This is a genomic window from Natrinema salifodinae (assembly GCF_900110455.1).
Classification (GTDB): Archaea; Halobacteriota; Halobacteria; order Halobacteriales; family Natrialbaceae; genus Natrinema; species Natrinema salifodinae.
This window is the reverse complement of record NZ_FOIS01000001.1, coordinates 1,021,223-1,035,634: the sequence shown is the minus strand read 5'-3', so window position 1 is coordinate 1,035,634 and position 14,412 is coordinate 1,021,223. Positions and strand designations below refer to the sequence as shown.

The following is a 14,412-nucleotide window of genomic DNA, read 5'->3' as shown; positions in this document are numbered from 1 at the left end:
GCTGCGTCGGTATCGAGCGACGGTAGCAAAGACGCTCGAGGCGGGCGACTCGTCGGTCGTGCGGGACGTTTATATCCCGGTAGAATGTACGCAATCATGGCTTCGAATCCCGTGTGGGATGGAAGCCACGTCTCGGGTGCTGGTTCCACCCGGGGCATTTCGGCGCATGCCCCCTGCGACGGCTGGAGCGCGGCTTCCGTTCTGATTGTTGACCCATAGTGTCTTATATCTACTGCTGTTCAGCAGGATAGAAGATCGCTACTCGCACCGACGACTACAGAGCACGCCATTGCATCCCGAATGAGAAGAGACTCTATCGAATAGACAACTTTCCTGAGTTCCTAGAGAAACGCGAAGCGTTGATCCACGGATCTCTAACACGTTTGAAGACTTCACTGATAAATGAAGTACGTTATTCGAATTCGGACCTTAAACGCAAGAAGATGGTGTTTCTGGGTCCAGGATACCGGTTCGTCTCTCCTTTGTTAATCCGCGCTCAGTCGTCGGCGCTGCGGCCGCCGACCTCCTCGGGGTCGCCCTGCTGCCCCTCGAGCTGGCCAGGCGTCGGCGAGACCACGTTGGCCGCTTCCTCGGGGTCGACGTCCAGCGGCGTGATGCGGACGCTCGTCACCTTGTACTGCGGAATGAACGACGTTGGATCGAGTTCGTGCTGGGTGAGCTTGTTGATCGCCCCCTGCGGGAAGTGCATCGGGATGTAGATGACGCCGGGGTCGGACATGTCCTCGACGTTCGCCTTCACGACGATCTCACCCTGGCGCGACTGGACCCGGACGTACTCCTGATCGTCGATACCCAACTCCTCGGCCATCTCGGGGTGGATCGTGACGAAGCTCTCCGGGACGTGATTCATCAGCGTCCCGACCCGCCTGGTCATCGTGCCGGTGTGCCAGTGGTAGAGCACCCGGCCCGAAGAGAGGGTCAGCGGGTACTCCTCGTCGGGCATCTCCGGCGGGTTGGCGTAGTCGGCAGGGACGAACCGGGCCTTTCCGTCCTCGAAGTTGAACTCGTCCTCGTAGAGGTACGGCGTCCCGGGATCGTCCTCGTCGAAGCAGGGCCACTGGATGCCCTTCGTCTCCTCCTCCAAGCGCTCGTAGGTGACGCCGCCGTAGATGGGCACGAGAGAGTTGATTTCCTCCATCACGTCGGCCGGCCCGTCGTAGTCCCAGTCGTAGCCGAAGCGCTTTGCGAGCTGGGTGAGGATCTTCCGGTCCGCTTTCGCTTCGCCTGGCGAGTCGACCACGGGGCGGACCCGCTGGATGCGCCGCTCGGTGTTGGTGAACGTCCCCGACTTCTCGGCGGCGGAGGCGGCCGGGAGGACGACGTCGGCGTACTCGGCCGTCTCGGTCAGGAAGATGTCCTGGACGGCGAGGAAGTCGAGCTTCCGCAGCGCCTGCTCGGCGTTGTCGAGGTCGGGCTCCGAGAGGACGGGGTTCTCGCCCATGATGAACATCCCGCGGAGGTCCCCGTCGGAAATGGCGTGGAACTGCTCGGGAAGTCGAAGCCCGACGTCGTTCGGCGGACGGACGCCCCACTCGTCCTCGAACTTGTCCAGCACCTCGTCGTCACCGAGGTCCTGATAGCCGGGGAGGTTGTGCGGGGCCGGTCCCATGTCGCCCCCGCCACCCTGGACGTTGTTCTGCCCGCGGAACGGCGAGAGGCCGGCGCGGGGTTTGCCGAGGTGACCCGTCACCAGCGCGAGGTCGGCGATGGCCAGCACGTTCCGCGTCCCGGTGGTGTGCTGGGTCAGACCCATCGCCCATCCGAAGATGCAGGTGTCCGCGGTGGCGATCGTCTCGGCGGCTTTCTTCAGTTCCTCGGCGGGGACGGCCGTCAGCTCCTCGACCTTCTCTGGCGTGAACGGTTCGACCTTCTCCTTTAGGTCGTCGAAGTTCTTGGTCCGCTCCTCGATGAACGCCTCGTCGTGGAGGTCGTTCTCGACGATGTACCGGATCATCCCGTTGATCCACGCCACGTCCTCGCCGGGGGTCGTCCGGACGTACTGGTCGGCGTGTTCGGCCATGCCGATCTCGCGCGGATCGAAGACGATGAGGTCCGCGCCGTCGCGGACGTTCTGCTTGATACGCGTGGCGAGGACGGGGTGGGACTCGGTCGTGTTCGAGCCGGTGATGAGGTAACAGTCCGTCTCGCCGATGTCCTCGTTGATCCGGTTGGTCATGGCGCCGTAGCCGACCGTCTGCTGCAGCCCCGCCACCGTCGAGGAGTGACAGAGCCGCGCGCAGTTGTCGACGTGGGGCGTCCCGAGCACCTGGCGGGCGAACTTCTGGTTTAAGAAGTTCTCCTCGTTGGTCGTCTTCGAGGAGGAGACAACCGAGAGGAAATCGCTTCCGTGTTCCTCGCGGATCTCGGAGAGCCCCTCGTAGACGCGCTCGATGGCTTCCTTCCACGAAGCCTCGCGGAACCCCTCGCGACCGACAGGCCCGTCGGGGGCGTCTTCCTTCCGGATCAGCGGCTGCTCGAGTCGGTCGTCGGCGTCGACGTAGTCGTAGCCGAACTTGCCTTTCACGCAGGTCGAGAAGTCGTTAGCTGGCGCCGAGTCGGGGTCGGCGGGCCGGACGCCCACCACTTCGCCGTCCTTGCCGTAGAGGTCGAAGCGACAGCCGACCGCGCAGTAGTTGCAGGTCGTCTCGGCCTTCGTGACCTGCGAGAGGCGCGCGTCGCCGATCGTCGTCGCGACGTCGAACAGGCGGCCTGCCGGCATCGCCTCGCTGGCGATCCCCTCGGAGACGTGTTCGAACTCCTCGAGCGCGCGGTCGCCGGCCCGCTTGACGGCGTCGCCGGCGTGCTGCGCCGCGTCTCCGGCGCGGGCCTTCGCCACCGACATGAAGCGGGCGACGCCGGACTTCTCCTCGATTGCGTCGGCCTCGCTGGGTTCGGTATCGTACGGCAGGTCGCGGTTCGGTGCCTCCGTCTGGTCGGCCGTCTCCGCCTTCGGGCTCTCTAAGACCTCGCCGATGGAGTTCTCCTGTGTGAACCCAGGAAGGGGAATCGTCGCGATGTCGGTCAGTCCCTGCTCGACCAAGGCGCCGGTCGGGCAGACAGTGGCGCAGTGACCGCAGGAGACGCAGGTGGACTCGTCGAAGGTCTCCTCGTCGTTCTGGAAGGCGATGCGGGTGTCCTGGCCGTTGCCCTCCATGCGGAGGACGCCCTCGACCTGCACGTCGTTGCAGGCCTCGACGCAGCGATTACAGAGGATGCACTTGTTGCGGTCGATCTGGATGGCCGGCGAGGTGTCGTCGAGGGGCTCGTACTGGTCGCGGTCCTCGAAGACGCCCCACCGGGGCTCCTCGACGTCCTGCTCGATCGAGGTGTCCTGCAGTTCGCAGCGGCCGTTCTGGCCGCAAGTCGTACAGCGGAGGTTGTGATCCGACAGCTGGAGATCGAGGTTCACCTCGCGGGCCTCCGCGGCGTCGTCCTGATCGGTCCGAACCGCGAGGCCGTCTTCGGCCGGGAACGAGCAGGCCGGGACGAGCCCGTGCTCCTCGGTGTGGACGGTACAGGTCCGGCACTCGCCCCGCGGCCCGATCTGATCGGCCTGGTCCGTGTCTCGGTCGTAGTAACAGAGCGCGGCGATCTCGTCGGCCGGCTCCGTCGCCTCGATCGCGTCGATGATCGTCGAATCCGGCGGCACCGCGACGGACGTGCCATCGACCGTGAGGTGGGTCATCTGGTCGCCGTCGGAGGTCACGTCCGGGTCGTTGGCGGTGCCGGTCTCGAACTGCTCGGTCAGGGGCGTGCTCGGCCGCGGATCGGTCACGTCCGGCACCGACGGGAGTCGCTCGACCGACGTCGGCCGCCGCTCGGTCTCCGCGTCGTCGACGTGACTCGCCGGGTCCGTGCCGCTCATCGTCCCCCTCCGACGCTACCGGCTTCGCACTCGCCGCTGGGACAGCGCCCCTCGGCGTGGGCGGCCACTTCCCGCTCGAACTCGCTCATCCCCGTGACGGCCGGCCGGATCGCCGTGCGGCCGAACCGGCAGATGCTCGTCTCGCCCATCACGCGGGTCAGTTCGCGCACCGTCGCGTCCCTGTACTCGCCGTCGTAGATGTCTCGGAGCATGTTCGTGAGTTCCTGAGTTCCCTCGCGACAGGTGACGCAGCGACCGCAGTTCTCCTCCATCGCGAAGTTCGCCCTGCGCCCGGCCGTCGCGAGGACGCAATTGTCTCCGTTCAGCAGTTCGACCACGCCCTCCGTCCCGAGGCCGGCCCCCTCGAGCGCGGGCGCCGACGGAGAGTGCGAGAGCGACCGCGCGAACCCGCCAAACTGCCCGCCGACGCAGGCCATCTTGAACTGGCCCTCAACGTCGACCGCCTCGCGAACGTCCTCGAGGCTCCCGCCGGTCGGCAGTTCCACGGTCGCCGTCGCGTCGACGTCGCCGGTCGCGGTGACCAGGCGCGTCCCGGGATCGGCGTCGTCGGCGTCGAACGCCTCGGGGGAGAGCATCGCCTGGCGGACCTGGGCCATCGTCCGCGGCGTGTGGATGACGGTCGGCCGGCCGTAGAGCCCGTGTTCGGCCGGCGAGGGGGGCCGAAGGCGGGCCTCGAGGCGGTCGTTGCCCTCCATCGCCTCGAGAGCCATCGTCGGCTCGCCGGCGATGTACCGGTCCGGCCCGACGACGACCTCCGGGCGTTCCTCCCGGCCGATCCGGTCGGCTAGCGTTTCCGAGAGGGCCTGGGCGGCCTCGTGGACGCGCTCGCGAGCCCGATCGTCGGCCTCGTTGCAGTAGACGACGACGTCCGCGGCCCCGACCAGTTCGGCGACCGCGAGTGCCCCGTCGAGCACCTCGCCTGGCGCGCCCTCCAGAAGCGTCCGGTCGGTCTCGTTGCGGTCGTCGCTCTCGTTCGCGTTGACGACGACGATCGGATCGTCGGCAGCGGCGTCGACGTCGGTATCGGACTCGGCGTCGCCCGCCGCGGCCGCCTGGCGAGCGAGTTCCCATTCGTCTCCGACCGGGTCGTCGGTGCTCCAGTCGCCTCGCCCGCGACCCAGCAGGCCAATCTCTCGGACGCGCGACCGGGCCTCGTCGGGACGGTCGCTCGCCAGCTCGGCCGCCGAGTCGTCGGGGATCGATGCGGGCTCGATCCAGCCGCAGCGACCGAGGACGCGGCGTCGGCCCACCGAGAGCGGGCCGTCGTCCGGCGTCGGGAGCGACGTCGGGTCGGTGTCGTGTTCGACGACTGCAACGGCGTTGTCGGTCGGAAGATCGCCGCGCTCTAGGGTCTCGACCAGCGACTGAACCCGTCCCGTGACGGGTGCCGGATAGAACGCCGTCCGGCCGTCGCGAGTCAAAAGGATGAGCGGTTCGTGGCTCCGGATTCCGGTCGGACCGGTCTCGACGACGCGGACGTCCTCGGCCACCGAGCGAATCTCGTCGAGCGCGCGCTGCTTCCGTCGTCTGCGCCGCGATCCGCCGGCGACGCGGACGACCAGCTCTCCGTCGGTCGACTCGCTCCGTTTGTCCATCAGACACTGGTGGTATGTCATCGTCCGAAAAAGCACGGCTTGTAATGGGAGCGGCCGATTCGAATAACATCACTAATATAACAAATGTCTGCGGCGAGTTCGCGTCGCTACTCGGCGGACGATCAGAAGGGCGGGTCCAGCGTCGACTCGTCCCTGCGACGAACGCGGAGGGCCAGCAGGGCGACTGCGGTAAGAAGCGCGGCGAGCGCGAGGGGGAACGGTCGCCCGCGTCGGCCGCGGTCCGGTTGCGCTGTCGCTTCCGACGGCGTTCGATCGCCGAACATGAGTCACCGTTCCCCGCCGTCACGGATAGGCTTTCGTCCGTCACGGCGCAAGGGAAGGGGTAGGGACGGGACGCTGCGAGGTTGAGGACGAGTCCGGATCCGCGAAACCGAACCGATCAGACCGCCTCCGGCTCGGCCCGGTGGGTGGACTCCCGGACGTCCTCGATCCGGTAGTACAGCAGGCCCACGGCGAACAGCCCGACGGTTAACGCACCGGTGATGACGTAGAACGACATGACGTAGCTGCCGGTCCGTTCGACGATCTCAGAGATGAGCATCGGTCCCGCGACGCCGGCGGCGCCCCAGGCCGTCAGGGTGTAGCCGTGGATCGCGCTGAGTTCCCTCGTGCCGAATAGGTCGCCCAGATACGCCGGTAAGCAGGCGAACCCGCCGCCGTAAACGCTGATGATGAGGAACAGCAGCCCCGCGAACAGCCAGAGGTGGGTGATCTGGGGCATCAGCAGGAAGGCGGCGATCTGGAGGCCGAAGAACGTCCCGTACGTGGTCGTCCGCCCGATGTAGTCGGAGACGGTCGCCCAGAAGATGCGACCGCCGCCGTTGAAGATGCCGATGAGACCGACGACCGACGCCGCGGTCGCCGCGTCGACCTCGGCGATGACCTGTGTCATCGGCGAGGCGACGGACAGCAGCATGATCCCGGCCGAGATGTTGATGAACATGACCAGCCACACGAGGTAGTACCGCGGCGTCCGCAGCGCCTCGCTTGCGGTCAGTTCTTCGAGGTCGGTGTTGACGGAGACGCCCTTCTCTGCGTCGGTGTCGATTTCGCTCTCGTCGACACCCTCTGGGACCCAGTCGGCCGGCGGCTTCTGCAGATAGCTCGCGCCCGCGGCCATCAGGGCGAAGTAGGCGACCCCGAGCGCGTAGAAGGTGACCGGGATGCTCGCGGCCTCGATGATGGCGTTCGCGATGGGGCCGGTTACGAGCGCGCCGGCACCAAAACCCATTACCGCGAGCCCGGTAGCCATCCCCCGCCGGTCGGGGAACCACTGAACCAGCGTCGAAATCGGGGAGATGTATCCCAGCCCGATCCCGATCCCGCTGATCACGCCGAAGGTCAGCAGGAACCCGACGTAACTCCCGAGTTGGACGCTGACCCCCGCGCCGACGATGCCGAGACCGAAGGTCGCCGCGGCGAGCAGCCCCGATATCCGCGGGCCGTGTCGCTCGACGAAGCCGCCGAGAAACGCCGCTGACAACGCGAGGAAGACGATGGCGACGGTAAACGCGAGCGACACGTCCGAGATCGCCCACCCCAACTCGTCGCGCAACGGGTTCTGATACACGCTATACGCGTAAATCGAACCGATCGACAGGTGGATCGCCACTGCTGAGAGCGCGATCAGCCAGCGATTCCTGTCGGCGTCAGTTCGTACCATCCATCGCCGGGTACCGGACTGCTCGGTAAATGCTCGCGGCCCGCGTTTGCTCGCTCGGGTCGCTGCTGTCGCCGGATCGCGGGCGCAATCTCCCCCGTCTGGGGGCCGATCCGGGCCACAACTGTCGTCTTTTGCGTCGTCGAAAAGGGACCCGAAGGATCATCTGTGATTCTCGTAGCGTGACCGACTCGAGCGGTCGTGATACGCTGCTCTCAGATACAGCGGTCTCTCTACGTAGAGATCGGATTCGTGGTTCGCAACGGAGCGGACTGAGAATTTACTCCGACCACCCCTGAAACTGCGAATTGAATGCGATGTCCTCATCGGCGTGGCACGTGATCCCTGATGGTCGCCCAGCCAGTGGCGTACCCAAGTTTCGCCGATGCGTCTCGCCATACCCGGCCGTCTACGAGCGCGGAGCTGTGATTGCAGCGCGCGTCGGCCCGCCTCGATCCGCGAACGTCACCGGTCGCCACTGGCTCACCGAATCGGCCGCGACCGAGTGCGGGCGACCGCGACGGCTTGCATCCCGTTCAGTCGCGGTGCTTGTCGGGCATCGTCGAGAACCGTGCCGGGCTGCGCATGTCCGCCCGTTTGGACGGCGGCGGCGCCATCGTCGAATGACGGGACGCGCCGCCGGTGGATGTCCCGCGGTCCCGACCCGAGCCGAGTCCCGATCCCAGCAGGCCTTCGTCTTCCTCCTCGTCCGCTTCGTCCTCCGTCTCGGCCTCGGCGTCGGCCGCCGTCTCCTCCGCTTCGTCCGCCTCGCTCTCGTCCGCTTCGTCGTCGCCGATGGCGCCGCCGCTCGCCTCCTCGAGTCGATCCCGCAACTGCTGGACTTCGTCGCCGAAGTCTGTGAACGAGGAACTCATCGCCGACCGGAGCCGGTCCTGAAGGTCGCCGCTCGCGTCACCGTCGTCGTCGGTCGCCTGATCGGGCTCGCCGGCCGATCCTCCGTCGTCTTCCCCTTCGGTCCCATCACCGGACACCTCCGCGGCCGACTCGTCGGCGCTCGCCCGATGTTCGCTAATCGCCTCCCGGAGCTCGCCGACGGCGTCACCGAGGCCGTCGTCGTCGGCCTGGTCGGCCAGGTTCGCGAGGTTCAACAGCCGACGGAGGTCCTCGACGTTCTCCTGCTCACCCTTGGTGATGGCCTCCGGAATCGAGTCCGGTTCGGTCCCGTCCGCAAGCGTATCCAAGCCGACCGCGTCGAGCAACTCGTCCGGGTCGGACGACTCGAGGATGTCGCTGGCTCGTCTGGCGGTCTCGAGCAGGTCGGTCTCGGCCGATTCGTCTCCGCGTTCCTCGATTTCCTCGCCGTCCGAATCGCCCCCGATAAGCGATCCGCTGGACGTATCGGCCGCGTTCAGTACCTCGCGTACGCGGTCGCGTAGTTGGTCGTGATCGGTCTCGGTCATGGGTTTGGCTCCGGTATCGCTCGCCGCGGTTCGCTCACGGCCGCCTGGCCGGCCGGTTCGGAATCGGGAACCGGCGAGCCGTTCGGTCGATCACTCGGCCTCTGCTTCCGCTTCCGAGTCGGACTCCGAATCCGACTCGTCGTCCGTCACCGTCTCGATGATCTCCGCGGTCATCTCCTCGCGGCTGAGGTTGGCCTTCACGCCGACGTCCTTGGCGATCGACTGCAGATCGCTGTAGGACATGATCCCGAGGAAGTCCTCGAGCGTGTCCCGCCTGAGATCCTCGAGATCGTCCATCGACGGCTCGGGTTCGTCGCTCTCGTCGCTCTCTTCGGTCGCGGCTTCGGCTTCGTCCCCGCTCTCGGCTTCCGCCTCGTCCGTCGGCTCTTCCTCGGCTTCCGTTTCGTCGGCTTCGACCTCGCTTTCGGATTCGTCCTCGGTCGTCGTTTCCTCATCGCTTTCGGCTTCCGGCACGGACTCGGCGTCGCTCTCGCCCTCGTCGCTTCCGAGCACGTCGCCGAGTCCGGTGGCCTCCCCGGCCGATTCGGCGGCCTCGCCGGCCGACTCGGCGGCCGACTCGACCGCGTCTCGAGCGCTGGCCGCCTTGCTCTCGGATTCGTCCGTCTCGTCGGCGGCCGCTTCCGCGTCGCTTTCGGTCTCGTCCTCGTCTGCTTCGTCGGCGTCGGCCGCTTCGTCGCTCTCGCCGCTGATGGCGCTTCCGATACCGTCTACGAGCCCCTCGACGCCGCCGCCTTCGCTCACGCCCTCGGCCAGCGATTCGAGCGAGTCGCGTCCCTCGATATCCGAGACCGATTCGCGCATGGCGTTCTGAATCGCCGTCGCCAGGTCGGTCCGAATCTCGCCGAGTTCCTTCCCTTCCTCGACGCCGTCCGCGATCGTCTCGTGGACCTCGCGGCCGATCGACGCGCCGAGTTCGCGGCCGAACTGCTCGCCGAACCGGCGACCGACCGCGGCGCCGATCTCGCCGCCGTCGATGCTGTCCTCGAGACTCCCGTCGCTGAGCATATCCGCGACGTCGACCTGGTTACTGACTTCCTTGGCGACCATGCTCTTCAGGCCGGCTCCGTCACTCACGGCGATCACCTCGTGCGGCTCCACGGTCGGGGAAGTTCCCCCTCGTTTCGATCACGGTCACGGTCTTACTCCTCCGCTTCGGCTTCCGCTTCTTGGTCTTGCTCCTGTTCCTCGGCGTCGTCCGCGTCCGATCCGTCTTCGGCTTCGTCTCCGTTTTCGCCGTCGCCTTCACCGCCGTCCTCGGCTTCCGATTCGTCCCCTTCGCCGTCGCTCTCCGATTCGTCTCCGTCGGCTGTCTCCTCGTCCTCGGCTTCGGTCTCTTCTTCTCCTTCGGATTCCTCAGCTTCTTCGGCGTCCTCCTCTTCCGCTTCTTCCTCGTCGGGACTGAGCAGTTCGTCGACGACCATGTTCCCGATCGTCCGGCCGAGGGACTCGCCGATCGCTCGCCCGAGGATCGCGCCGATCTGACCGCCCAAGGCCTCGCCGAGGGGCTTGTCCTCGTCGATCTCGTCTTCCCACTGAGTGCCCTCGACCAGGTTCTCGACGTCGACGTTGTCGGTAATCTTTTCCGCGTCGATGCGCTGGGACAGTGACTCCGAGTCGTCGCTTGTCGATTCGTCGCTCATGATGATGCCTCCGCCTGTGACGGTTCCGGCTGTCCGCCGGCCTCTTCGTCGCGGTCCGGTTCGAGTTGCTCGAGCAGCTGTTCGAGGATCGCGCTCACGATCGCCGACACGATCTCCTCGGTCGGGAAGCTAGGTACGAGCCCGGCCAGGCGCTGCTTCAGCCCGCTCACCGCCGATGAGACGCCCGCCTTCAGCCGGCTTACCGCCGAGGCGATCCGGCCAGGCGACTCGTCTTCGGCCTCGGTCTCTTCACCCTCCTCGTCGGGTGCTTCCTCGCCCCCGCCGAAGAGCCCGGTGAGCCGCTCGACGGGCTTGTTCAGCAGGTTCTTGACGAACTCGATCGGCTTGCCGAGCATCGACTTCGCCTTATCGACCATGGCACCCGGGCCGTCCAGCAGTCCCGAGACCGCGGACAGCAGGTTTCCGAGCAGGTTGTTCTCGCCGGGTCGCGCCGAGACGTCCAGCGTGACCGGATCGAGGTTGACCTCGAGTCCGAGCAGATCGAGGAACAGCCCGTCGAGGTCGAGGTGGAGGACGCCCGACGTCTCGTCGCTCTGGTAGACGTCGTCGGCGCCTTCGACGTGGTATTCCTCTTCCTCTTCCGGAGCTTCACCTTCTACGTCCTCTTCCCCTTCCTCTTCTTCCGTCTCCTCTTCCGGTGCTTCACCTTCCTCCTCGTCCGTCTCGTCCTCGGATTCGCTCTCGGTCTCCGTTTCGTCTTCGTCGGCGGATTCCTCGTCCGTTACGTCTTCGTCCGCCGGTTCCTCGCTCTCTTCGTCTCCCGCCTCCTCGGCCTCCGCGTCGTCCTCGTCCGGTTCGGCTTCCTCGTCGGCGTCCGTCTCTTCGGCTTCTTCTTCCATCTCCGCCTGGCCGCCGTCGGTCAGCACCCGCTGCGGGGGACCAGTCTGCTCGTCCGCTCGTGAACGGCCCGCGGAGCGCTCGTCCCTCTCGGGATCCGAACGATCCTCGCCGTCAGGTTCGAGATCCGCTGTCATTGTACGGAACGAAAAGACGGGAGTGAGCGTTGTGGTGGTTGCCCTTGCGTGTGCGACTATCGAACACGATAGCGAGAAAATCGGAATACCGTGCGAAACCCGGTCAGCGACGTTCGATCGGTGCTGCCGATGAGGTCTCCGCGAGGGTGCCGACTCGGAGCGCGTACTCGCCGCGGGTTTCGTCGTCGTCGTGATACCGAACTGGTTCCTCGACGGCGGTGACGACGTCGCCGGCCAGGCTCGCCGCCGTCGCGATGCCGTCGACGCGCTCGACGCCGCCCGCCCCGGAACCGAGGTCGAACCAGCGGACGGCGTGGGTCTCGGGGTCGCGCACCCGGAAGTTCTGGGCGCAGGGGGCCACGAGCCGCTCGCCGTCGGCGGCCAGGCCGTGGACGAAGCCGCGGACCGGGTCGTCCCACAGGGGTTCGCCGTCAGCGTCGAACGCGGCGATCCGGTGTTCGTTCGGATGGCGACTCTCGGTCTCGCGGCTCTCGACCGCGTAGGTGTTGCCGGTCACGAACGCCACGCGGCCGTCGCCCGCGTGGACGTGGTTCGGATACGCGTACAACCGCTCGCCGTCGATCTCGGTCTCCACGGCGAGGTCGACACGCCAGCGCTCGGCGCCGCCCGATCCCAGGAGGTAGCCGCGCTTGTCGCCGTGGCTCGCGACGGCGATCGTCTCCCCGTCGAACGAGACGTCGCCGACCCGGCGGTCGCCCTCGGTCCCGGGGTCCCAGGTCCACGTCAGCTCTCCCGTGTCGGTATCGAGGACGACCAGGCTGACGTCGTGGTCGCCCAGACAGCGGTTGTAGCCGACCGCCAGGCGCTCGCCGTCGGCGGCGAGGTCGAGCGCGATCGGGGAAGCGTCGGTTTCGTAGCGCCACCGAACCTCCCCGTCGGGGTCGAACGAATACACGGTGCTGTCCCAGCGTCGGGTCTCGCCGTCGCGCTCGTAGCGTCGCGCGGCGGCGTAGAGCCGATCCGTTCCATCGGCGTCTACGCTGGTCTCGAGGGCGACGACGTAGGGCAGGTAGAAGACGGTGTCCTTGACGGGGTCGCCGACGTCGTCGGCGGTATCGTAGCGCCAGCGCCGGTCGCCCGTCACGGCGTCGTAGGCCGTGATCGTTCCGCGGTCACCGCGGCCGGCGACGACGATCGATCCGTCGCCCTCGCCTGTGCCAGCTCCGAGCGACGCGATACCGACCGCGTGGTCCGGATGGTCGACCGTCCATCGCGGGTCCGGATCGGAGTCGGACTCGGGCGCGTCCCCGTTGAGTACGTCGACGTCGTAGGCGGTCACGGTCCCGTCCCACTGCCCCGCGACGACCAGGCCGTCGGTCGCGGTCGCGTGCACGGCGGACCTGGTCCACATGTGCCGGCTGCGGGCGGGTTCGATCTCGCCGAGGGGCGCTCGGCGGAACTCGGCCGAGCCGTCGGTCGCGGTCTCGCGGTCGGTCTGGCTCTCGGTGTCGGCCATCGTCGCTTACTCCTCGACCGGGAAGGTCTCGTGAAGGGTGTCGTGGGCGTCCCCGAGGCCGTCGACGATGCTTTCGCCCTGCGTTTGCAGCCGCTGGACGGCGCGCTCGGCGTCGCGGACGGCCAGCAGCCGACCCCGCGTGTAGTCGTACTCGGGGTCGTCGGCGGCCATCGCGGCGACTTCCTCTTCCAGATCGACGAGGGCGGCGTCGAGGTGGCGCTCGATTTCCGCTACGCTCTCGGCGTTCGCCAGGCCCTCGATCGGCCCCTCGAGGTTCCCTTCGAGTTCTTTCTCCGCGTGCTCGCGGGCGTGCTGGTCCCCGACGCCGAGGACGTTCATCAGTCCGAGTCGCAGTGCTTCGATTTCGTAGCAGCTCATGGGTGTTGGTGGATGGTCGTATCGAATCGGCAGTGTCGTGTCTTTCGTCTCGGTACTACAGCGTCTGATCGACGAGGTCGCTGACGATGCGATCCCGATCGAGGTGGTCGGCGACGATCCGTTCGGCGTCCTCGCTTTCGACGTCGCCGTACCAGACCCCGTCCGGGTAGACGGCGACCATCGGCCCGTCGCCGCAGCGGCCGAGACACGACGAGCGGGTGATGCGGGCGTCGCAGTGCTCGGAGTCGCGGGCTTCCTGTCGGAGTCGCTCGAGCACCGCCGGCGACCCCATCTCGGCGCAGGTCCGGTTGGTACAGACCGCGACGTGTTTCTCCGGCGCGTCGTGGCTGTGGGGTTCGTCGTCGACGTCCTCGCGGTCGGCGTGGGCCTCCTGATGGGCCAGCGCCCGTAACATCGCGCGAGCGCCGCCGACGTCCTCCTCGTAGCCCTCGAGATCGACCTTGTACTTGCACGTGTCACAGGACATCTCGACGCTTCCGGACCTGGCCTCCTGCCAGCGGTCGGCGAAGACGTCCAGCAGCCGCGAGTCGGTCCCGAGCGGATCCCCGGCCAGCGCGTCGACGTAGGGGTACTCCTCGTCGAACTCCGCCGTCCGGTCGCGGACCCGCTGGGTGAGGACGCCGTCTCCCAGCATGTAGGGGAGGACGACGACCGCGTCAGGCCGGTGCTTCGAGAGCCCGTGGAGGGTGTCCTCGAGCGTCGGCTCCGTGACGCCGATGAAGGTCGCTTCGACGCGGTCGAACGCCCGGCCCTCGTAGAGCAGCCTGGCGAGCTTGTGGACGTCGCCGTTGGCGTCCGGATCGCTCGACCCGCGGCCACAGAGGACGACCGCGACGTCGTCTGCCTCGCGGTCGACGCCCAGCTCCGACGCGACCGCGGCGGCGCGGTCGTCCAGCAAGTCCAGGATCGCGGGGTGGATTCCCAGGTGCGCGCCGTTGTCGATCTCGAGGTCGTGCTCGGCGCGGGCCTGGTCGATCGCCAGCGGCACGTCGTTCTTGACGTGGCTCGCCGCGAACAGCGAGCAGTGGACGACCGTCACCCGGTCGGCGACGGGCGCCAGACTTGCGACGGCGTCGTCGATCGCCGGCTCCGCGAGTTCGAGGAACGCGGCGTCGACCGGGATTCCCAGACGGGACTCGAGGCCGGCGGCCAGGTCGCGGACCTGTTCGTTGGACTTCTCGCGCCGGGAGCCGTGGCCGACCAGCAGGACGGCCTCGTCGTCGAACGCGGCGGAGCCGGACGCGGGTTCGTCGGGTGTGCTCATCGTGAGTGGGAT

The 14,412-nt window shown here is 67.3% G+C and carries 11 protein-coding genes; all 11 read right to left on the bottom strand.

Going from position 1 to position 14,412, the window contains the following annotated elements; all coding sequences use genetic code 11:
* Positions 1-496: 496 nt before the first annotated feature.
* Positions 497-3,886 (bottom strand): formate dehydrogenase subunit alpha, encoded by a 3,390-nt coding sequence (gene fdhF / locus BMY29_RS04805; protein ID WP_049990834.1) that lies wholly within the window; start codon positions 3,884-3,886, stop codon positions 497-499.
* Positions 3,883-5,502, bottom strand: coding sequence for an NADH-ubiquinone oxidoreductase-F iron-sulfur binding region domain-containing protein (locus BMY29_RS04800; RefSeq protein ID WP_049990835.1), 1,620 nt, complete (start codon positions 5,500-5,502; stop codon positions 3,883-3,885). Before BMY29_RS04800 ends, fdhF begins: the two co-directional genes overlap by 4 nt.
* A gap of 122 nt (positions 5,503-5,624) precedes the next feature.
* Positions 5,625-5,786: a hypothetical protein gene (locus tag BMY29_RS20915; RefSeq protein WP_160290107.1), complete on the bottom strand. Its 162-nt coding sequence runs from the start codon at positions 5,784-5,786 to the stop codon at positions 5,625-5,627.
* A gap of 116 nt (positions 5,787-5,902) precedes the next feature.
* Entirely contained in the window at positions 5,903-7,186 is a 1,284-nt protein-coding gene (locus tag BMY29_RS04795) for an L-lactate MFS transporter (protein ID WP_049990836.1), read from the bottom strand.
* A gap of 533 nt (positions 7,187-7,719) precedes the next feature.
* A complete protein-coding gene (locus tag BMY29_RS04790) occupies positions 7,720-8,604 on the bottom strand; it encodes a hypothetical protein (protein ID WP_049990837.1) in 885 nt (294 codons plus the stop codon).
* Positions 8,605-8,694: 90 nt separating this feature from the next.
* Positions 8,695-9,699, bottom strand: a complete 1,005-nt coding sequence (locus BMY29_RS04785) for a hypothetical protein (protein WP_049990904.1) — start codon at positions 9,697-9,699, stop codon at positions 8,695-8,697.
* Between the two features lie 65 nt (positions 9,700-9,764).
* Positions 9,765-10,265 carry a hypothetical protein gene (locus BMY29_RS04780; RefSeq protein WP_049990838.1) on the bottom strand — a complete coding sequence of 167 codons (501 nt, stop codon included), beginning with the start codon at positions 10,263-10,265 and terminating at the stop codon, positions 9,765-9,767.
* Positions 10,262-11,260 carry a hypothetical protein gene (locus tag BMY29_RS04775; RefSeq protein ID WP_049990839.1) on the bottom strand — a complete coding sequence of 333 codons (999 nt, stop codon included), beginning with the start codon at positions 11,258-11,260 and terminating at the stop codon, positions 10,262-10,264. Before BMY29_RS04775 ends, BMY29_RS04780 begins: the two co-directional genes overlap by 4 nt.
* A 103-nt stretch (positions 11,261-11,363) precedes the next feature.
* A complete protein-coding gene (locus BMY29_RS04770) occupies positions 11,364-12,737 on the bottom strand; it encodes a YncE family protein (protein WP_049990840.1) in 1,374 nt (457 codons plus the stop codon).
* 6 nt (positions 12,738-12,743) lie between these two features.
* On the bottom strand, positions 12,744-13,115 hold the full coding sequence (locus BMY29_RS04765) for a DUF3209 family protein (RefSeq protein WP_049990841.1): 372 nt from the start codon (positions 13,113-13,115) through the stop codon (positions 12,744-12,746).
* Between the two features lie 55 nt (positions 13,116-13,170).
* On the bottom strand, positions 13,171-14,400 hold the full coding sequence (locus BMY29_RS04760; protein ID WP_049990842.1) for a CbiX/SirB N-terminal domain-containing protein: 1,230 nt from the start codon (positions 14,398-14,400) through the stop codon (positions 13,171-13,173).
* Between the last annotated feature and the right edge of the window lie 12 nt (positions 14,401-14,412).

Coding starts and splice junctions, on each gene's coding strand:
- fdhF (WP_049990834.1), bottom strand. CDS start 3,886: ATGAGCGGCACGGACCCGGCGAGTCACGTCGACGACGCGGAGACCGAG.
- BMY29_RS04800 (WP_049990835.1), bottom strand. CDS start 5,502: ATGGACAAACGGAGCGAGTCGACCGACGGAGAGCTGGTCGTCCGCGTC.
- BMY29_RS20915 (WP_160290107.1), bottom strand. CDS start 5,786: ATGTTCGGCGATCGAACGCCGTCGGAAGCGACAGCGCAACCGGACCGC.
- BMY29_RS04795 (WP_049990836.1), bottom strand. CDS start 7,186: ATGGTACGAACTGACGCCGACAGGAATCGCTGGCTGATCGCGCTCTCA.
- BMY29_RS04790 (WP_049990837.1), bottom strand. CDS start 8,604: ATGACCGAGACCGATCACGACCAACTACGCGACCGCGTACGCGAGGTA.
- BMY29_RS04780 (WP_049990838.1), bottom strand. CDS start 10,265: ATGAGCGACGAATCGACAAGCGACGACTCGGAGTCACTGTCCCAGCGC.
- BMY29_RS04775 (WP_049990839.1), bottom strand. CDS start 11,260: ATGACAGCGGATCTCGAACCTGACGGCGAGGATCGTTCGGATCCCGAG.
- BMY29_RS04770 (WP_049990840.1), bottom strand. CDS start 12,737: ATGGCCGACACCGAGAGCCAGACCGACCGCGAGACCGCGACCGACGGC.
- BMY29_RS04765 (WP_049990841.1), bottom strand. CDS start 13,115: ATGAGCTGCTACGAAATCGAAGCACTGCGACTCGGACTGATGAACGTC.
- BMY29_RS04760 (WP_049990842.1), bottom strand. CDS start 14,400: ATGAGCACACCCGACGAACCCGCGTCCGGCTCCGCCGCGTTCGACGAC.